Genomic DNA, 19,027 nt, shown 5'->3' with positions numbered 1-19,027 from the left:
GCCAGAAGGGCTCACGGCAGGGCAGCCAGGGCGGCTGTTGCAATCAGCGTCACCGCAAACACCCGATTGATGATCCGCGAGGCCAGCGGTTGGCGCAGCAAACGTGCAAAAGCCGCGCCGGCGAGAAGCCACAAGAGATGAATGGCAACGATCATCAAGGCGAGAACCGTCAGCTTGGCTGAAATACCAAGACCGCCGGCGCCGGAAGACGCGCCGGCGAACACGGCGGCAATCGCCACATAGGCTTTCGGGTTGGCAACCGCCAGAAGGAACCCGCCAAGGAAGGTGGGAAGCGCCACTCCACCGACGCGCGCCGTCAGTGGCGGCGCCGTCGCTATCTTGAACGCCAGGTAGAGGATGTAGGCTGCCGAAGCAACCGCCAGCAGCGCTGCGACCTTTGGCAGCGCGGTGAGAACAGCCATGATGCCCGTCGCCACCACCAAAAGCACGAGGACCGTGCCGACAACGATCCCCGAGGCATAGCGGAGCGAATCGCGCAGGCCGAACGCGGCACCGACCGCGGTGACACTTATCGTCGCCGGCCCCGGGCTGCCCATGACGATGGCCGATGCCAGCACGAGCGCCAGCAATTGCTGCCATAGCTGCTGATCGAGAAGAACCTGTCCGGCCATGCGGCGTCCTGCATCCTGTGACGATGCAGGGACGGTAGGACAAGGCAGCGGTGCCGGTCTTGAACGATCGTGCGCGGCTATGCGCTGGCCTTGTCGAGCTCGGCGATATCGTCCGGGCTGAGCTGCAACGACGCGGCACGCACCAGGCTGTCGACCTGGTCGAGCGTCGTCGCGCTGGCGATCGGAGCGGTGACGCCGGGCCGCGCCATTACCCAGGCAAGCGCCACTTCCGCCGGCTTGGCCGAATGTCTGGCTGAAACGGCATCGAGCGCTGAGAGAATGCGCATGCCGCGCGCGTTGAGATAGCCTTTCACACCGCCGCCGCGCGGGCTTTTGCCGAGGTCGGCTTCGCTGCGGTACTTGCCGCTCAAAAATCCCTTGGCGAGGCTGAAATAGGTGATGACGCCGATGTCCTCGGCCACGCACAGGTCACGCAGCGGACCATCGAAGGACGAGCGGTCGTGGAGATTGTATTCCGGCTGCAGCACCTCGTAGCGCGGCAGGCCGCGCAGGCTTGCCACGTCGAGTGCGGCGCGCAACTGGGCGGCGTCGAGGTTGGAGGCGCCGGCATAGCGGATTTTGCCCTTGTCGAGCAGTTTCTGGTAAGCGCCGAGCGTTTCCTCATAAGGGGTGGCCGGATCAGGCCAGTGCGACAGATAGAGGTCGACAGTATCGACCTGCAGCCTCTTCAGCGAGGCGTCGATGGCCTTTTCGATATAGGCGGCGGACAGGTCCCTTTTGCCCTGTCCCATATCCGAACCGACCTTGGTGATGACGACAACCTTGTCGCGGTTACCACGGCTCTTCATCCATTTGCCGATGACGGTTTCGGATTCGCCGCCCTGGTGGCCGGCAATCCAGCGCGAATAGGAATCGGCCGTATCGATGGCGTTGAAACCGGCGTCGACAAAGCGGTCGAGCAAGTCGAACGAGGTTTTCTCATCGGCAGTCCAGCCGAACACGTTGCCGCCCAGAACCAATGGCGCGATGGATAGGTCGGTGCGACCGAGACGACGCTTCTGCAAGGCTGATCTCCATGATGATTCATGCTGGGGCGGGTGGGAGCCGCCGACCGGGCTAACCTATGTCGCGCCGCGGCGACGTCAAACGCATAGCCTCCTTTCCAGCCCGCCGGCGCTTCACAAAACCGCGACCCGCCGCGCCGCGTCCCGGATATCCAAACCAGCAGCCTCTGAAGAAACGATCTGGCAAGTTTAGCACATAGATTGTCAAATCTGCCAATTCTGACTTTTGCCGGCCGATCGTAGGTTCCGCGGCGCCGACGCAAGTCTCGGAACGGTCTGGCCGGGCCCAGACTGTTGGCCTCGGATCGTTTGTTATGGAGAACGGCATGAAAGCAATTGTATTTGACGCCATCGGTTCGCCGCGCGACGTGCTCTACATGGGCGACCTGCCGATGCCGCGGATCGGCGACGGCGAGGTGCTGGTCAGGATGGTCTCGGCCTCGATCAATCCGGGCGACTTCCTGTTTATCCAGAACCTCTATCCCGAACCGAAGAAGCCGCATTTTCCCCAGCAGATCGCCGGAAATCATGGCGCCGGCATCGTCGAGGCCGTCGGCGCAAACGTCCCGTTGGAACCGGGCACGCTTGTAGCGTTCAGCTATTATGGCAGTTGGGCCGAGTACGCGGCCATTCCCGCCGAACGGCTGATCCTGTTGCCTGCCGGCTATCCCGTCGAACGCGCCGGGCAGATGGTGAACCCCATTACCGCGTGGGATCTGCTGACGGATTCCCGTGTGCGGCCCGGCCAGTGGTTGGCTGTCACGGCCGGCTATTCGTCGATTTCGACAATGGTGATGCAGTTCGCCCAACGACGCGGCATCAACGTCATCGCACTTGTGCGGCGCTCGCACCAAAGCTTCGACCTGAAAACGCTTGGCGTCGCCGCCATTCTTGACCTTTCGGACTTGAAGGCAAGTATCCGGGAAGCGGTGATGGATATCACCGGTGGCGCCGGATTGAACGGGATTATCGACAATGTCGGCGGACCTGTCAGCGGCGAATTGATCCGCACCCTGGCGCTTGGCGGACAGATGGTGATCAATGGCGGCATGAGTGCCGAGCGCTTCGAACTGCACAATTTCGATGTCTTGCTGAGCGGCGTCGAGATCAGGGCGAATATCTATCGCTATTTCTTTTCGCCGCCGGCCGAAGCCGACCGGCCTGTCCTACGCGAGATCATCGACATCTTCGGCCAGCCGGGCTTCCACATTCCTGTCGGCGGTCTCCACGCGCTGACCGGGTTCAAGCTTGCCGTGGCAAACAGCCTGGATCGCGCCGATCTTGGCAAACAGATTTTCAGGATGTAGCCCGCGTCACGACACCGAAGCTACGACGCGATCCGTCTCGTCACGTCTTCCAGCCAGTGATCGCTTATACCCAGTGCTTCGAGGTGCTCCAGCGTGCTGAGCACGTAATCCTCATTCCTGCCCGACTGGCCGACGGCGCCGCGAACGACGGCCGCCGCCTCGGCCGGGTCGAGCGCACCGGCATATTGCTCATGGCTGCGGTCCACGACATAGGCAACGGCTTCGACCGTCTCGCTCCCATCCGTTTCACTCTTGTCGAGGCGAACGCTGAGCACACGTTCGAGATAGACGTTGGTGACCAGTTCACGCTCGCGCAGATAGGAGATGACCTCGTTGCGCAGCTCGCCTGGGACCCGGAACGCCAGCCCGATGCAGGAGCCGCCGCGGTCGAGCCCGAGCACCAGGCCCGGCCGTTCGCGCGTGCCGCGATGCACGAAAGAATAAACGCAGAGCGAACGGCGGTAGCCATGCAGGCGGGCACGCCGCGTCTCGACATGCGCGAATCCGGGCCGCCAGATCAGTGAGCCGTAGCCAAAAACCCAAAAATCGCCCATATCGCCAAGCCTGATTGTGACGAACCACTCCACCGGTGGTGTTTCAGTCCGTCTACCTGTTGTTGCCGCAAGCGACAGCCCGCCCGTGCCACCCGCGTTAACGAAAGCCGCAGCATGACGTCAAGTGACGAGCGCCCGCCGCCCAGCCAACGTCGCCGCTTGTTGTGGCTTGCTGCTTTCATCCTCGTGCTGTTCGGCATCTACAGCGCCGGCTGGTTCTACCTGGCGGACCTGGTCGAGAGTGCAACCGACAAGGCGGTCGCCGATCTCGACGGCAACGGCATCAAGGCCGACTGCGCCAATCTCGCGGTCAGCGGCTATCCCTTCAGCTTCACCCTTTCCTGCGACAGCCTGGCTTACGAGGACGACAGCCGCAACGTCGCGGCATCGACAGGCAAGATCAACGCCGCCACGCAGATCACCCGGCTTTTGTCGCCTGCCGCCGAGCTCAGGGGGCCGCTCAGGACCTCTGTTCCCGGCATGACCCCGCTCTGGATCGACTGGGATAATCTGCGGGCCGACATGAAGCTCTCCTGGCCGCTGCCGAGACGCCTCTCGCTGCAGGCAGAAGGCCTGTCCGGCCAGACCGATCCGGCAGACGACACCGATCCCGTCTCGCTGTTCAGCGCCGGAACTGCCATCGGGCAATTGCGCCCAAACGGCCCGGACATCGACTATGCCGGCAATTTCACCGATCTCGAAATCGACGCGGCGGCCATCGACGGGCGCGTCTTGCCGCCGCTCGACGGCAGCGGCGACGTGACGCTGAAGAACGGCGTGACGCTGATCAAGGCAAATCCGAAGAGCCTGCGCGGCCAGGCGGCCGAAATCCACGAGCTCGATCTGTCGTCCGGAACTGCGCGCATCACCGTTTCCGGACCCCTGTCGGTCGATGACGACGGTCTCATAAATGCCGACTTGACGATCAGGCTCAATGATCCAAAGGCCGTGGCGGCGATCCTCGCCACCGCCATCCCCGAGCAGAAGAAAGAGATCCAAACCGGCTTTGCCGGACTGGCGCTGCTCGGCAACCAGCCGTCGATGCCGCTGAAGATCGTCAGGGGCAAGGCCTCGCTCGGCTTCATCCCGCTCGGCAAGATCAAGCCGCTCGACTAGAGGTCTGGCCTGCAACCGGCCTGCAGCGGCTTATCCCTTCGGCGGGTGTTCGACTGCCTGGCGGCCGAAATCGGGTACGTCGATATCCTGGCCGGCCTCGATGATCGAGCGGCGGACGGCGCGGGTGCGGGTGAACAGGTCGAACAGCTTTTCGCCGTCGCCCCAGCGGATGGCCCGCTGCAGCGAGGAAAGATCCTCGGAAAACCGCGCCAGCATTTCGAGAATGGCGTCCTTGTTGTGCAGGCAGACGTCGCGCCACATGGTCGGGTCGGACGCCGCAAGACGGGTGAAGTCGCGAAAGCCGGAAGCCGAGTATTTGATGACCTCGGACTTGGTCACCGACTCCAGATCATCGGCGGTACCAACGATGTTATAGGCGATGATGTGCGGCAGGTGCGAAACGATGGCCAGCGTCATGTCGTGATGCTGCGGGTCCATCGTGTCGATGTTGGAGCCGCAGCGGCGCCAGAATTCCGAGAGCTTTTCCAGTGCCGCAGGATCGGTGCCGGGCAGCGGCGTGAAGATGCACCAGCGGTTCTCGAACAGTTCGGCAAAACCGGCATCCGGTCCCGATTTTTCGGTGCCGGCCAAAGGATGGCCGGGGATGAAGTGCACGCCATCAGGCACATGCGGCTGCATCTGCGCGATGACCGAGGCCTTGGTCGAGCCGACATCGGTGAGGATGGCGCCCTTCTTCAGCGCCGGCGCGATCTCCTCGGCGACCGTACCTGAAGAGCCGACCGGCACCGAAACGATAACCAGATCGGCGTCGCGAACCGCCTCTTTGGCATCCGTCGTGTAGGTGTCGCCAAGGCCGAGTTGGCTCGCCCTTGCCAGCGTCGCGTCGCTGCGCGTCGAAATCGCGACTTGGCCGGCGAGCCCCTCGCGGCGGATGACGCGGGCCAGTGACGAGCCGATCAGGCCGATGCCGACCAGCGCGATCTTTTCGAACATCGGTGAAGTCATGGTGCTCTAGCTTTTCAGGAATGTCGCGAGTGCTGCGACAACGCCGCGATTGGCCTCTTCGGTGCCGATGCTCATGCGCAGCGCGTTGGGAAAACCGTAGCCGGAAACGCGCCGCAATATGTAGCCGCGCTGGCAGAGGTAGTCGTCGGCGGCCGCCGCCGAATGCTTTTTGTCCTCGGGAAAGTGGATGAGGATGAAATTGCCGACGCTCGGCGTCACCCGCAGCCCAAGCCCCGCCAATTGCTCGCTCAGCCAGGCCAGCCAGGTCTCGTTATGCGCGACGCTGCGTTCGATGTGCGCGCGGTCGCGGATCGCCGCGATGCCGGCCTCGATCGCCGTCGCATTGACGTTGAAAGGCCCGCGCACGCGGTTGATCGCGTCGATGACGTGCATTGGAGCATACATCCAGCCGATCCGCGCGCCGCCCAGGCCCAATTTGGAGAAGGTGCGGGTCATGACCACGTTTTCCGCGCTGCCCACCAACTCGACGCCGGCTTCATAGTCGTTGCGCCGGACGTATTCGGCGTAAGCGGCATCCAGCACCAGAAGCACGTTTCGCGGCAGGCCGGCATGCAGGCGGCGCACCTCCTGGAACGGCACGTAGGTGCCGGTTGGATTGTTTGGATTGGCAAGGAAGATGATCCTGGTGCGCGGCGTCACCGCGGCTAGGATCGCATCGATGTCGGCGCGTTCATCGGTCTCCTTGACCGTTACCGGGACGGCACCGGCCGACTGTATGTAGATCTTGTAGACCATGAAGCCGTGTTCGGTGATGATGGCTTCATCGCCGGGCGCGAGGTAGGTCTGCGCAAGCAGGCCCAGAATCTCGTCGGAGCCGTTGGAGCAGACGATGTTCGCCGGGTTGAGCCCGTGCACCTCCGCGATCGCTTCCCTCAGGCGCCTGGCGCTGCCGTCGGGATAGACCGCGAGCTTGTCGGCGACCGCGCGCGCGGCCTCTATCGCCTTTGGCGAAGGGCCGAGCGGGTTTTCGTTCGCCGACAATTTGTGGACCTTGGCGACACCTTCAGGCGCCGCGCTCTTGCCGGGCACATAGGCTTCGATCTCCATGATGCCGGCGCGGGGCCTTGGACGTGTCTGATCCGGTGTCTGGCTCATTCCATGAAATCCGTCGAGAGTGCCTCCATCCGGAGGCCGCAGCGGAAATACAAGCCGTGGCCCGGAATGTCGAGGGGCGGCAATTCGGGATCAAGAACTTGCCGTTGACGAAGCCATGCGTCAGTCCTAGAAGAGCAGCGAAAGTTCCGTGGTGATTTGGCCGGTCGGCTTGCAGCCACGTTAAACAACTTGCTAAAGGGCCGTTTGCATCCTGTAACCGGCTTTGCGAAGGCATGGCCGGTTTTTTGTTGCCCTGGCTGGCGGTTGCCCAGACCGGTGGACAGCTGAAGGCCGGGCAAGGAGATGTGATGGTCGCTTTGCGCGCGCGAAAAACCAACAACGAGGCCGACCAGCCGTCGAGCCCGGTGTTGCGTTTCGGCGCCGACAAGCCGCTCAAGCTCGACGCCGGCACGCTGCTGTCGCCGTTCCAGATCGCCTACCAGACCTATGGCACGCTCAACGACGCCCGCTCCAATGCAATCCTCGTCTGCCATGCGCTGACCGGCGACCAGCACGTCGCCAACACCAATCCGGTGACCGGCAAGCCGGGCTGGTGGGAAGTGCTGATCGGCCCCGGCAAGATCATCGACACCGACCGTTTCTTCGTCATCTCGTCCAACGTCATCGGCGGCTGCCTCGGCTCCACCGGCCCCGCCTCGACCAATCCCGCCACCGCCAAGCCTTACGGGCTCGACCTGCCGATCATCACCATCCGCGACATGGTGCGGGCGCAGTTGATGCTGGTCGAGCATTTCGGGATCGAACAGCTGTTCAGCGTGCTGGGCGGCTCGATGGGCGGCATGCAGGTGCTGCAATGGGCGTCCAGCTATCCCGAGCGCGTTTTCTCGGCGCTGCCGATCGCCACCGGCGCCCGCCATTCCTCGCAGAACATCGCCTTCCACGAGGTCGGCAGGCAAGCGGTGATGGCCGACCCCGACTGGCATGGCGGCAAGTATTTCGAGCATGGCAAGCGGCCGGAAAAGGGGCTGGCTGTGGCGCGCATGGCCGCCCACATCACCTATCTGTCGGAAGCAGCGCTGCACCGCAAGTTCGGCCGCAACCTGCAGGACCGCGAAGCGCTGACCTTCGGCTTCGATGCCGACTTCCAGATCGAGAGCTATCTGCGCCATCAGGGCATGACCTTCGTCGACCGCTTCGATGCCAACTCCTATCTCTACATGACCCGGGCGATGGACTATTTCGATCTCGCCGCCGACCATGGCGGCCGTCTGGCCGATGCCTTCGCCGGCACCAAGACGCGCTTCTGCCTGGTTTCGTTCACCAGCGACTGGCTGTTCCCGACCGAGGAGAGCCGCTCGGTCGTGCACGCGCTGAACGCGGCCGGCGCCTCGGTCTCGTTCGTCGAGATCGAGACCGACCGCGGCCACGACGCCTTCCTGCTCGACGAGCCGGAACTGTTCGCCGCCATCAGAGGCTTCATCGCCTCGGCCGCGCGCGCGAGAGGGCTTGGCGCATGACCCCGAAAAGTTGCAGACTTTTCGGATCAGGACCATGCGCCAGGCAAGAGCCGAACGCATGAGCGTCAACCGCGCCCAGCGCGTCGACCTCGAAGTCGTCGCCGATCTCATCCCGCCGCAGTCGCGGGTGCTGGACGTCGGTTCCGGCGACGGCCTGCTGCTCGAATTGCTGCAGGAGACCAAGAAGGTCGACGGCCGCGGGCTGGAACTGTCGCAGCGCGGCGTCAACGAATGCGTGGCGCGGGGCCTGTCGGTCATCCAGGGCGATGCCGACAAGGATCTCCAATTCTATCCCGACAAGGGTTTTGATTTCGTCGTCTTGTCGCAGACCTTGCAGGCGACCCGCAATCCGAAGCTGGTGCTCGACGAGTTACTCCGGATCGGCAATCGCGCCATCGTCTCCTTCCCCAATTTCGGCCATTGGCGGGTGCGCTTTTCGCTGCTCTTCAACGGCCGCATGCCGGTGACCAAGGACCTGCCCTATTCCTGGTACGACACGCCCAACATCCATTTCTGCACCATTCGCGATTTCGTCAATCTGTGCGACGAGCTTGGCGCGACGGTGGAAAAGGCAACCGCGCTCGACGCCAACGGTCAGCGGATCGGCTTCTCGATGCCGTGGTGGTTCTGGAACTTTTTCGGCCAGCAGGCGGTGTTCCTGTTGAAACGATAAAAGCCAACCGTAGCAAATCGCCCCCTTATTCGAGAACGTCGGTGGCCTTGTGCGGGTGCTGGACGCCGTCGACCAAGACCACGTCGGATTGGGAATTGCCGGTGCGCAGCGGCAATATCTCCTGATAGGCGGGCGAGTCGTACCATGCGCGCGCCTGCTGCCTGTCGGGGAACTCGATGATTATGAGGTAACCCGGCCAGGTGTTTTCAACGACTTCCACCTCGCCTCCGTGCACCACGAAACGCCCGCCAAACGGCTCCAGCGTGGCATCGATCTTGTGCAGGTACTCGACGATCTGCGGCCCCGGCGTGACCTGGCGCATATGGGCGACGGCGTAGGCGGTCATGGCGTAACTCCCTGATGGTCGAAAGCCGGACAACCGGCTTGATGGGAGCAGTTTGCCGAGACCTAGTGCGCTGGTCGATTACCCCAGAGGTAATGACACTGAATACAAAACCGGCGCGCCGCTGCCGTCACCTGAAGATATTTCTGCCTGGCACCGATGATTTTGGCGCGCCTGCGCTGTCCTTATCGATGAGCGCGCCTGGATGGTCCGGCGGCCGGGAACAGAGAGGTGATCCATGGGATCGTTGCAAAATCAGAATGTCGTCGTCGTCGGAGGCAGCCGTGGTGTCGGCCGCTCGATCGCGGAGGCCGCCCTCAAGGAGAGAGCGACGGTGCTGGCCGTCGCCCGCGGAAAACAGGCCCTGGCGCAATTTGCCTGGGAGGTCTCGGGCGTGAAGACGCTCGCGGTCGATGCGACGGTGGACTCCGCCCCCGACAAGGTATTCGGCGCGCTGGAGCCGGACGTGCTGGTGATCTGCGCAGGCGCGCTGGCGCCTTCCGCGCCGGTGCACGAACAGAACTGGAAGGCGTTCTCGGCAAACTGGGACACGGACGTCAAGGCGTCGTTCCTGTTTTGCCGGGCCGCTCTGCGGCGTCCGCTCAAGCCGGGGAGCCGGATCGTCTTGATCTCCAGCGGCGCGGCCTTGACCGGCGGACCACCGAACGCCGGCGGCTATGCCGGCGCAAAACGCATGCAGATGTTCCTGGCCGGTCATAGCCAGAAGGAGGCCGATCGACTTGGCCTCGGCCTGCGCTTCATGGCGCTCGCGCCGATGCGCATCATGCCGGAGACCGGCGTGGGCAAGGCCGGCGTCGACAGCATCGCGGCCTATATGGGCATCCAGCCGGCGGACTTCATCGCCGCCATGACCGACATGCAAACGCCGGCCGATGTCGGACGGGCGGTGGTCGCGCTGGCCACCGGTCAGCCGCAAGGCAGTTCCTTCATGGTGAGCGGTAGCGGGCTTGCCCCGGCCGCCTGAGGCGCGCGTAATGCGAACCTGACCCGGAATCCGGATGCAGCCCGAAAGTAGCATGACAGACGCTCAACCACCTCTGGAACCAGCAGGCCAGCCGATCCTCGATCGGCTGGCCTTCGAGAAGGTCACGGCCGCCCATCGCCGCGAGCTCAAGCTGCATTGCTATCGCATGATGGGTTCGTTGCACGAGGCCGACGACCTCGTCCAGGACACGTTGCTTCGCGCCTGGCGCGCCAGGTCGGAGTTCGACGGGCGAGGTTCGGTTCGCGGTTGGCTCTACATGATCGCGACCAACGCTTGCCTCAACGCCATCAAGGCGAGGTCGAGGGCGCACCGCATTCTCCGGGAACCCGGACGGCCGCCCTCGCACGGAGCGGCCATAGGCGGGCCGGTAGCCGACATCGCCTGGCTGGAGCCCTACCCCGACGCCGAGCTTCCAGACATTGCCGGCAGCGAGCCAGGTCCGGAAGCCCGTTACGAGAGCCGCGAGGCCGTCCAGCTCGCCTTCGTCGCCGCCATCCAGGATCTGCCGCCCAGGCAGCGCGCCGCGCTGCTGCTTGCCGACGTCCTCGGATGGTCGGCTGTCGAGACGGCGCGTTTGCTGGGAGGATCGACGGCTTCGATCAACAGCGCGTTGCAGCGCGCCCGCGCAACGCTGGCGGCGCGCTATCCTCAGGGACGGCCGGCCAGCCGATCACGGCCCAGCCCCGAAGAAGGCCTGCTGCTCGAACGCTACATGCAGGCCTGGCAGGCCGCCAATCTCGACAGCTTGATCGAGCTGCTGCGCGAGGACGCCATCTATACAATGCCGCCCTGGCGCGAATGGTATCAAGGCCGCGAAGCGATCCGCGGTTTCTTCGAGACCGTCTGGCCGAGGTTTGGCGGCTTCCGCACATTGGCCACCCGCGCCAATGCCCAGCCGGCGGTCGGGGTTTATTCCCGCAGCCACGATGGCCCTGAATGGCGGGGCCATTCCCTGCATGTGTTCGACGCGGCCGAGGGCGGGATCGCTTCCTTGACGATCTTCATAGGGCCGCTCGGGCCATCTCTGTTCCCGGCCTTCGGCCTGCCGCCAGCCTAGCCTACGCCTGGGCCAGCCTTACCGGTCAAGTTCCGGGAAATATGGGTCCGAGAAAAACCGCCGGTCGCGCTCGCCTTGCAGGCAGTCGATCGGTGCGTCGATGCGGATCGTCCTCGGATCCACCTTGGGATACTCGATGCCGCTGACCTCGAGGATCAGTTTGCGGCGAGTGGCGGTGGAAAATTCGGAAGCAGCATAGATCGGCAGCACGAACGAGCCCGGCCCGCCGGTAACGCATTCGGCATAATACCGGTCGAGATGGCTGAAGGTGGGTGACGGGCTGATCAGGATCGGCAGCCCATTTATGACGATGCCCTTCGCCAGCGCCGCATCGCGTGCCGTTGTGACCGGCAGGCCGGTGTTGTTTGGGCCGTCGCCCGAGACGTCGATGACGCGGCGCTTGCCGGCGAAGGCCGTGCCGTCGAAAAGCTCGGCGCCGAAAGCCACTGCACCGGAGATCGAGGTGCCGCGAAAGCTCCTGAACGGGCGGGCCGCGATCTTGTCGGCGAAAGCGTTGGCGCTCTCCTTGCTGTCGACGACCTGCCAGGCAATGACCCCATCGTCGCGGATGGTGCCAGCCCATTCGAAATAGGCGATGGCGATGCGGCCGGAGGTGCCGGCACGCACGGCGTTGATGAAGTCGGGGTGGCGCAGCGCCGCGACATAGCCAGCGCGCTGCAGGGCAAACTCCCTTTCATCCATCGACTGCGAGATGTCGACGGCCAGCACCAGCTCGACATCGACGACAATTGCATTGGCCGGCGCGGCCGCAGGTGCCGCCGGGGTGCAGGCAAGGCAGGCGAGCAGGGCGAGAGCGTCAAGCATGGCCGATCGGAACGTTCCCATCTGAAACGATCGCGACAGTTTTTCGCCGCGATCGCGGCGAAATAAAGCTTGCCTTCTATTTCTTTCGGCCGGCCGAGGCGATAGCCGGGGGCGGTTCGATGGCACCTGCCCTGATACGGGCCGGCTTGAGTGGCGGTTGGCCGGCATCCTTGACGATGGTCAACGCCCGGCGGAAGAAGCGGGCATAGTGCTGGCCGCGGCCGATATTGAGGATCCCGGCGTCGGGAAGGCGCTTCTCCAGCATCGACAGCACTTGCCTCAGCGTTGGGCCGTCGAACGCGTCCAGCGCCTCGTCGATGATCACCCATTTCGGCCGTCGCAAGGCCAGCCTGGCAAAGGCCAGCAGACGCTGCTCGTCGTCGCTGAGCTCACGCTCCCAGCGCGCCGAGCGATCGAGCGAGGACGACAGGCGTTGCAGCCCGACATCGGCCAGCACCTCCGAGATCTCGGCATCGCTCGCCTCCGCAGCGCCGTCTGAATGGTTGAGCACCTCGCGCAGCTTGCCTAGCGGGAAATAGGGGGTACGCGGAACAAAGATCGGCGCTTCTCCGGCCGGCATGCCGATCCGTCCGCTGCCCCATGGCCACAGACCGGCAATGGCCCGGAAGAACAGCGTCTTGCCGGCGCCCGGATCTCCGGTGAGCATGACCCGGTCGCCGGCGCGGATTTCGACATGCGGCTCGGCAAGCTTGGTGCATCCCTCCGGCGAGGCGATCTCGAGTTTCTCGAAGGTCAGGCTGCCGTCCGGGTTTTCGCCGAACGAAATGCGCCTTTCCGTATGGTGCAGCGCGTCGGTGTCGCCAAGCGCGATGCGGAAGTCGGCGACCCGCATCAGCGTAGCGCGCCAATCGGCGATGCCGCCGATATTGTTGATGAACCAGCGCAGCGAGGAATGGACCTGGTTGAAAGCGCCGACTGCCATCATCAAGCCGCCAAAGCTGATATCGCCGGCAAAATAGACCGGTGAGGCGACAAGGATCGGCGCGACGACAGTGATCCAGCCATAGGTGTCGGTAACCCAGGAAAGATTGATCTGGGCGCTGTAGATGCGCCGCATGGCGCCCAGCACCATGCCGAGATCGAATTCGAGCCGGCGCCTGGCATCGGCCTCGCCATGCGCCAGCGCGATGGCATCGACGTTCTCGTTGACGCGAACCACCGAGGAGCGCAGCTCCGCTTCACGCGTATAGCGATCGTTGTTGAAGCGGATCAGCGGCCGTCCGACCAGCCAGCTCAACCAGGAGGCGGTGCCAGCATAAAGGATCGCCGCCCAGACCATGTAGCCGGGTATGGCCAGCGAATGGCCTCCTATGTGGAAGACGAAGCCGGAAGACAGCGACCACAGAACCCCAACAAAGGAGGCAAGCAGGATGCAGGACTGCAGCAGGCCGATGCCGAGGCCGGTGGAAAGATCGGAGAGATGCCCGGCATCCTGCTGCAGGCGCTGGTCGGGATTGACGCCGATGGCGCCGGCATGGGTCAGCCGGAAGGCACGCGCCGGCCGCATCCATTCGTCGATCAGGTCGAGCGTCAGCGCCTCGCGCAGCTTCAGGCGGAGCATCTGGTCGAGCCAGGTCTGGCCGACATTGAGCACCACAAGCCCGCCGGCGATGCCGGCAAAGACCAGAAGCTGATGCAGGAAAGCCGGCATGTCGCGCCGCGCCAGCGCGTCGTAGAAAGGCTGGTTCCAGCGATTGAGCAGAATCTGCCCGATCGAGCTCGCCACGATGACTGCGACGATGCCGATCGCGGCCCAAAACAATTGCTTTCGCACTGGCGAGGTGGTCAGCGCCAATTTGATTGTTGCCAGCTGCTCACGCAGGCTGCTGGCTTCAATCGACGTGGCAAGCTTCTGGGCACTGGCCTCGACATCCGGAAGATCAGCCATGAGTGGATCCTTGCATTCGGAAGCGGTGCTGAAACCCGGTCATAGAATCGACCGCGTATGCCTTCAATCGGGCAGCCAACCTGTCCGCGACAGATAGGTGAGAAAAAGCCTGCGTCGGATCACGAACGCGTCATCTTGGCGGCGCCAGACGTTCGGTCCGCGACAGCCGGCCAAGCGTCGGCGCGCCATGCGGCGAGAGAACCGGCACGAAGACACGGCGGGACGCGCGCTGGGCAACCGGCACGCCTTGATAGAGCCGCTTCTGCGCCTCGACGACGATAACGCCCGAAAAGATCGGCCAGAAGCGCCGGCCGGCGCGTTCCAGCACATTGTGAAACTGCATCATGAAACGTCGCGGCGACGGCGGGAAGAACAGCGCATCGGACCACGCCGCCGGCGTGAAATTCGCTTCGCGCAGCAATTCGGTGAGCTGGCCGCGCGAGAACGGCCGGCCATTGCCGAAAGGCGTGTGCTCGAAGCGCGCCCAGACGCCGCGCCGGTTGGGCACGACGATGACGACACGGCCGGCCGGCGACAGCACCCGCCAGATCTCGTTCAGCGTCTCGCGCGGGTTCTCGACATGTTCGAGCGAATGGACGAGGAGCATGCGGTCGATGCAGGAATCGACCAGCGGCAGTTCCTCGTCGAAGACCAGGGCGGTCGCCGTCGGCCCGGTCGCCGGCCAGACCACCGCGCCCTGCGTTGCCGGCATGAAGGCAAAGACACGCTCGGCATCGCTGCCGAAGCGCTCCAGCCACGGCAAGGTGTAGCCGAGGCCGACCAGCCGCTCGTTGGGCACGACGGCCCATATCGAGGACAGCGCCATGGTGATCGAGCGTTCGGCCAGGCGGCCGAGCGTGGTCGAATAAAACGAACGGAGATCGACAATGTCAGAATGCATGGGCGGAACGGTAGCTTCGAAGCAGTCCAAGTTCAACAAAGGCAGATGACATCGGCTGGCAGGCGCCCTATGTCTGCGGCAATAAAGGGAGAGATACGATGCCCGTCGAGATCGAACAATTCATGTGCCGCAGCGACAATTTCGGCGTGCTGGTGCATGACCCGAAAAGCGGTGAGACGGCGCTCATCGACGCGCCCGAGGAGGCGCCGATCCTGGCGGCGATCAAGCGCACCGGCTGGACCCCGACGATGATCCTGACCACTCACCACCATCTCGACCATGTCGAGGCCAATCTGGCGCTGAAGGAGCGCTTCAAGCTGCGCATTGTCGGGCCGGAAGCCGAAAAGGCAAAGATTCCCGGCATTGACGAAACTGTCGAGCAAGGCTCGGTCGTCCACCTCGGCGACGAGCGGATCGAGGTCATCGCCACACCCGGCCACACGGCCGGCCATGTCACCTATCATCTGCCGGCGTCGAAAGTGGCATTCGCCGCCGACACTCTGTTTGCGCTCGGCTGCGGGCGGCTGCTCGAATGCAAGCCGCCGGTGATGTACGAATCCCTGAAGAAGCTCGCGGCGCTGCCGGCCGAGACGGTCGTCTATTGCGGCCATGAGTATACGCTGGCCAACGCCCGTTTCGCGCTCACCGTCGACCCGACCAATTCGGCGCTGAAAGAGCGCGCCGCGAAAATCGAGGCGCTGCGCGCCGACGGCAAACCGACGCTGCCAACGACGATCGGCGAGGAACTGTCGACCAATCCGTTCCTGCGCTGGCACGATCCGGCGATCCGCAGGCATCTCGGCCTGGAGAAGGCCTCCGACGCCGAAGTGTTCGCCGAGATCCGCAAGCGCAAGGACAATTTCTGAGCGGCGCCAGGAGCTAGGGTCATGACCAGTTCCGCCGAAATCATCGCCCTGCTCGGCCTGAAGCCGCATCCGGAAGGCGGCTGGTATGCCGAGACCTTTCGCGACGGCGCGACAGGCACGCGCGGCCATTCGACGGCGATCTATTTCCTCCTCGAGAAGGACCAATTGTCGGCCTGGCACCGGGTCAAGGACGCGGCCGAGGTCTGGCATTTCTATGACGGTGCGCCGCTGGCGCTGTCGATACATCGAGAAGGCGGTCCCGTCATCGAGGAGATCCTCGGTACGGCGCTTGCCGCAGGCGAGCGGCCGCAGATCGTCGTGCCGGCAGGCTGGTGGCAGTCGGCACGCAGCCTCGGCGAATGGACCCTGGTCGGCTGCACCGTGGCGCCGGGGTTCGATTTCGCGGCCTTCGAATTGGCCGAACCAGGCTGGCTGCCGGGAACGCCCTAGGCACCTAGCCCAGCAGGAAACCCAGCGTGATCGCTAGCTGGCCGACGTAATACAGCGCCCAGACCGCATGGCGCACCCAGATGCGGTGCGGCGAGATTGCCGGCAGCAGGAACTTTTCCGCGGCGTGCAGCCCGTCGGACAGCATGAGCAGGACGACGCCGCCGACGACCCAGACGCTGTTCAGGCTGAGCGCCGCAATGCCCATGGCAAGCAGTGCCGCGGCATGCACACCGATCGGCAAACGCAAGCCCGGGCCGACGCGGCGCCGGAGCGCGAAAAGCATGGCCAGCACCGACACGATCATCGCCAGCACGATCGCTACCCGCCACGGCTCGGCCGAAAGCAGCCCGAGGCCGCCGCCGGCACGCAGGAACAGCACGACATAAAGCACATGCGCGGCAAGAAAACTGGCCGTGCCGCCAAGAAATGCCTTCTCGCCGTCGCGCGACAGGAAGGCGTCGCCGACGGCGCTGACGCCCAGCGCGGCGACGAGCAGCCATGGGCCGCCCTGTTGCACGACCAGCACCGCCAACATCGCAACCGCCAATGTCCTTGCAGCCGATCGCGAAAGGCGCGGCGGCATGCCGAGGCTGAACGCGTAAATCACCGCCGCCGCCAGCGAAAACACCAGCGTCGCATTGGCACTGGCATCGATGCCGCCGGGAAACGGCATCATGCGTTTGCCTCGCTCGTGGCCCTCTTGCCCAGGAACAGCGATTTCGCCGCCAGTGCCGCGCCGCCGGTGATCAGCACGCAGGCGGCGAGGATGCGCCATGACGGCTCGGCGAAGCCCGCGGCAATCAGCACGAGCGTCGATAGCAGCGGCGCGGCGTAGCTCGCCGCGCCCAGCACCTGGATGTTGCCGCGCTTGACGCCGATGTCCCAGGCATAGAACGCCGCCCCCACCGGCATCAGACCGAGGCCGAGCACGGCCAGCCACTGGCCGGCGCCGGCGGGCAGCACCGTCTGTTCAAGCAACAGATGGCAGACCAGCGAAAGGGCCGCGGTGGCGGCGCAGAACCAGGTGACGATGCTGGTCGGCACCGACGGGAAACGCCGCGACAACAGCGAATAGGACGACCACAGCACCGCACAGACGCCGGCCATGGCGTAGCCGAAGGCATAACGCGCGTCGAAGGCAAGCCCGCCGCCCTTGGTGACGATCAGGACCGTGCCGGCAAGGCCGAGCAGCGCGCCGGCGACGTGGTTCCAGGCCAGCCGCTCGCCAGGCATCAGCGCCGATCCCAGCACGATCAGCAGCGGCCACAGATAGGCGATCAGGCTGGCCTCGACGGCCGGCGCATTGCGCAGCGCGGTGAAGTAGAAGAAGTGGTAGCCGAACAGGCCGGCAATGCCGATCACCCAGACTTTGCGTGGTATCTTCGCGGCGCCGCCGGCTGCCGGCATGAACAGCCGGGCAACCAGCCCGACGCAGGTGCCGATCGTAAAGGTGATTGCCGAAAGCAGGAACGGCGGCACGGCGCCCGAAGCATCCGTAAGCAGCGCCAGCAGCGCCCACATGGCGACCGCGGAGAAGCCGATCAGTGTTGCGCGCGCCATACCCGTCGCCCCCATGCCCGTTGGCGGCGCACCATCACGCCTATTCGTTCGCTTCGAACCGCTCCGCGCTGATCGTCAACGGACCGATTTGCGTGCTGACCGTGGCGCGGATCGGCGCATATACGCCGCTTTGGCCGACTGGTGCAAACGTCACCATGATGCGGCTGCGTTTCTTCAGGTAGTTCAGCGCCTTGCGGTTCTTGCGGTAGCCGGCCACCGGCTCGAAGCCCAGCCTGCAGGTGACCGTATCGCCCTTGTAGCCGGTCACCGAGATCGAGCCTTTGGACTCGTAGGTCAGTTTCAGATCGGCACGCATTTCGCCGTCATAGAGCTTCACCGTGCGCCCGCAGACCTGGTCGAGGCTGTCGGCATGGATAACGGTCGCGGCCATCGGATCGAGGACCGATACGAGATGGCTGCCGGCCAGCGGTATCCAATTCTCGGGATTGCGCTTCTTCGGCTCAGGCACGACCTTGGTCGAGGTGACGACGCCGTTGGCAAACTGGATGTCGATCATCGATGCCTTCTTGCCGGACGTGTAGTCGGCGTGGAACGCTTGCGGCTGCAACTGCTTGCCCGAAATCTTGCCCTTCGACGAGATCGTGCCTTTCGTATCGTCGAACAAAGTGGCGAGCCCGGCGGCGGAAACGCTGCCCTCGATAGAATAGGTGTCGCCCTCGTAATGGCTGGAGAATTTCGCTTTGGCCACGGAGAGGCCGAGGAACGACACCGAATACTCGCCCGTGAAGGATTGCGGTTCTGCGGCCGAAGCCGTTGTCGGCAGCGCGACGGCCAACAGCGCGATCAGGGCATGAAGGAAAGAACGAGGCATGGCGGGTCCTTGATTGTCGACCGGACGGGCGGCTCCGGTCTGGCATGTCCCTGTGCGACCGCTTATAGGCTGAATTCCGGCCTTAATGTGAAAGGCGGCGTCGGCAGGCAACGTTGGGGAGGGTCCAGGGCTAGAAATAAAAAACCCGCCTCGGCGGGCGGGTCGTTGGAGCCAACTGGCACCATACCCAAATTAGTAGCATAGCTGCCGGCACAAAGCAAGAACAAAATGTGGCGCCCTCGACGAATTTGCCGATCTGCCTCGGCCCGGCAGAGGGAAAGGGTTGCGGCTTCACTCCAGCTTGGGTTCCTCGCCCCCACGAAAGTGCTATCGCATTCACACATCTGGGTTGCGCTTTGCGGCGAAGCTCGATTCTATTTCGGCCGGAAAAGCCGAAGGAGGGTTGAATGA

At 64.1% G+C, this 19,027-nt stretch carries 20 protein-coding genes and 1 riboswitch; of the genes, 8 read left to right on the top strand and 12 right to left on the bottom strand.

The features are described from left to right. Window positions 1-11 precede the first annotated feature (11 nt). Complete coding sequence (locus NKG60_RS27025; protein ID WP_352668971.1) at window positions 12-632, bottom strand: LysE family translocator; 621 nt, start codon at window positions 630-632, stop codon at window positions 12-14. Window positions 633-709: 77 nt separating this feature from the next. Further along, window positions 710-1,657 (bottom strand): aldo/keto reductase, encoded by a 948-nt coding sequence (locus tag NKG60_RS27020; RefSeq protein ID WP_352668973.1) that lies wholly within the window; start codon window positions 1,655-1,657, stop codon window positions 710-712. Window positions 1,658-1,983: 326 nt separating this feature from the next. Here NKG60_RS27020 and NKG60_RS27015 point away from each other — a divergent pair, with 326 nt between their 5' ends. Next, on the top strand, window positions 1,984-2,964 hold the full coding sequence (locus NKG60_RS27015) for a quinone oxidoreductase family protein (RefSeq protein ID WP_352668975.1): 981 nt from the start codon (window positions 1,984-1,986) through the stop codon (window positions 2,962-2,964). Window positions 2,965-2,984: 20 nt separating this feature from the next. Here the strand turns inward: NKG60_RS27015 and NKG60_RS27010 are convergent, their stop codons facing one another. Next, on the bottom strand, window positions 2,985-3,518 hold the full coding sequence (locus NKG60_RS27010) for a gamma-glutamylcyclotransferase (RefSeq protein ID WP_352668977.1): 534 nt from the start codon (window positions 3,516-3,518) through the stop codon (window positions 2,985-2,987). Between the two features lie 114 nt (window positions 3,519-3,632). Here NKG60_RS27010 and NKG60_RS27005 point away from each other — a divergent pair, with 114 nt between their 5' ends. Then, window positions 3,633-4,634, top strand: a complete 1,002-nt coding sequence (locus NKG60_RS27005; protein ID WP_352668979.1) for a DUF2125 domain-containing protein — start codon at window positions 3,633-3,635, stop codon at window positions 4,632-4,634. A gap of 30 nt (window positions 4,635-4,664) precedes the next feature. Here NKG60_RS27005 and NKG60_RS27000 read toward each other — a convergent pair whose 3' ends face one another. Both NKG60_RS27000 and hisC read right to left on the bottom strand, forming a co-directional pair. After that, a complete protein-coding gene (locus NKG60_RS27000) occupies window positions 4,665-5,600 on the bottom strand; it encodes a prephenate/arogenate dehydrogenase family protein (protein WP_352668980.1) in 936 nt (311 codons plus the stop codon). A 6-nt stretch (window positions 5,601-5,606) separates the two neighbouring features. Next, window positions 5,607-6,716, bottom strand: coding sequence for a histidinol-phosphate transaminase (gene hisC / locus NKG60_RS26995; protein ID WP_352976030.1), 1,110 nt, complete (start codon window positions 6,714-6,716; stop codon window positions 5,607-5,609). A gap of 138 nt (window positions 6,717-6,854) precedes the next feature. After that, window positions 6,855-6,932, top strand: a riboswitch (SAM riboswitch). Window positions 6,933-7,024: 92 nt separating this feature from the next. Between hisC and metX the strand changes: the two genes are divergently transcribed. Together metX and metW are read left to right on the top strand one after the other, a co-directional pair. Further along, window positions 7,025-8,194: a homoserine O-acetyltransferase MetX gene (metX, locus tag NKG60_RS26990; protein ID WP_352467542.1), complete on the top strand. Its 1,170-nt coding sequence runs from the start codon at window positions 7,025-7,027 to the stop codon at window positions 8,192-8,194. Window positions 8,195-8,252: 58 nt separating this feature from the next. After that, on the top strand, window positions 8,253-8,867 hold the full coding sequence (gene metW, locus NKG60_RS26985) for a methionine biosynthesis protein MetW (protein WP_352489406.1): 615 nt from the start codon (window positions 8,253-8,255) through the stop codon (window positions 8,865-8,867). Window positions 8,868-8,892: 25 nt separating this feature from the next. Here the strand turns inward: metW and NKG60_RS26980 are convergent, their stop codons facing one another. After that, window positions 8,893-9,213: a DUF1330 domain-containing protein gene (locus NKG60_RS26980; protein WP_352668984.1), complete on the bottom strand. Its 321-nt coding sequence runs from the start codon at window positions 9,211-9,213 to the stop codon at window positions 8,893-8,895. Between the two features lie 235 nt (window positions 9,214-9,448). Between NKG60_RS26980 and NKG60_RS26975 the strand changes: the two genes are divergently transcribed. Then, a complete protein-coding gene (locus NKG60_RS26975) occupies window positions 9,449-10,195 on the top strand; it encodes an SDR family NAD(P)-dependent oxidoreductase (protein WP_352864567.1) in 747 nt (248 codons plus the stop codon). Between the two features lie 52 nt (window positions 10,196-10,247). Next, the gene (locus NKG60_RS26970) at window positions 10,248-11,273 is read left to right on the top strand and encodes an RNA polymerase subunit sigma-70 (RefSeq protein WP_352668988.1); all 1,026 of its coding nucleotides are present in this window, start codon (window positions 10,248-10,250) and stop codon (window positions 11,271-11,273) included. 18 nt (window positions 11,274-11,291) lie between these two features. On the opposite strand, the gene NKG60_RS26965 is transcribed toward NKG60_RS26970, so the two are convergent. From NKG60_RS26965 to NKG60_RS26955, 3 genes are all read right to left on the bottom strand, one after another. Further along, window positions 11,292-12,098 carry a DUF1194 domain-containing protein gene (locus NKG60_RS26965; RefSeq protein WP_352668989.1) on the bottom strand — a complete coding sequence of 269 codons (807 nt, stop codon included), beginning with the start codon at window positions 12,096-12,098 and terminating at the stop codon, window positions 11,292-11,294. A 76-nt stretch (window positions 12,099-12,174) separates the two neighbouring features. Then, complete coding sequence (locus NKG60_RS26960; RefSeq protein WP_352668991.1) at window positions 12,175-14,007, bottom strand: ABC transporter ATP-binding protein/permease; 1,833 nt, start codon at window positions 14,005-14,007, stop codon at window positions 12,175-12,177. Between the two features lie 130 nt (window positions 14,008-14,137). Further along, a complete protein-coding gene (locus tag NKG60_RS26955; protein WP_352489400.1) occupies window positions 14,138-14,908 on the bottom strand; it encodes a class I SAM-dependent methyltransferase in 771 nt (256 codons plus the stop codon). Window positions 14,909-15,006: 98 nt separating this feature from the next. On the opposite strand from NKG60_RS26955, the gene gloB reads away from it, so the two are divergent. Then, complete coding sequence (gloB, locus tag NKG60_RS26950; protein WP_352668994.1) at window positions 15,007-15,774, top strand: hydroxyacylglutathione hydrolase; 768 nt, start codon at window positions 15,007-15,009, stop codon at window positions 15,772-15,774. 21 nt (window positions 15,775-15,795) lie between these two features. Then, window positions 15,796-16,224 carry a cupin domain-containing protein gene (locus NKG60_RS26945; protein ID WP_352668996.1) on the top strand — a complete coding sequence of 143 codons (429 nt, stop codon included), beginning with the start codon at window positions 15,796-15,798 and terminating at the stop codon, window positions 16,222-16,224. Window positions 16,225-16,228: 4 nt separating this feature from the next. Here the strand turns inward: NKG60_RS26945 and NKG60_RS26940 are convergent, their stop codons facing one another. Genes NKG60_RS26940 through NKG60_RS26930 form a run of 3 tightly spaced genes read right to left on the bottom strand, consistent with a single transcriptional unit; the run spans window position 16,229 to window position 18,616 of the window. Further along, window positions 16,229-16,900: a lysoplasmalogenase family protein gene (locus NKG60_RS26940; RefSeq protein ID WP_352668998.1), complete on the bottom strand. Its 672-nt coding sequence runs from the start codon at window positions 16,898-16,900 to the stop codon at window positions 16,229-16,231. Beyond that, entirely contained in the window at window positions 16,897-17,784 is an 888-nt protein-coding gene (yddG, locus tag NKG60_RS26935) for an aromatic amino acid exporter YddG (RefSeq protein WP_352669000.1), read from the bottom strand. Before yddG ends, NKG60_RS26940 begins: the two co-directional genes overlap by 4 nt. A gap of 40 nt (window positions 17,785-17,824) precedes the next feature. Beyond that, window positions 17,825-18,616 (bottom strand): DUF3108 domain-containing protein, encoded by a 792-nt coding sequence (locus NKG60_RS26930; protein ID WP_352669003.1) that lies wholly within the window; start codon window positions 18,614-18,616, stop codon window positions 17,825-17,827. Window positions 18,617-19,027: the final 411 nt, after the last annotated feature.

This window comes from Mesorhizobium sp. M1428 (assembly GCF_040317515.1).
In the GTDB taxonomy this organism is placed as follows: domain Bacteria; phylum Pseudomonadota; class Alphaproteobacteria; order Rhizobiales; family Rhizobiaceae; genus Mesorhizobium.
This window is presented reverse-complemented; position numbering and strand designations above follow the sequence as displayed.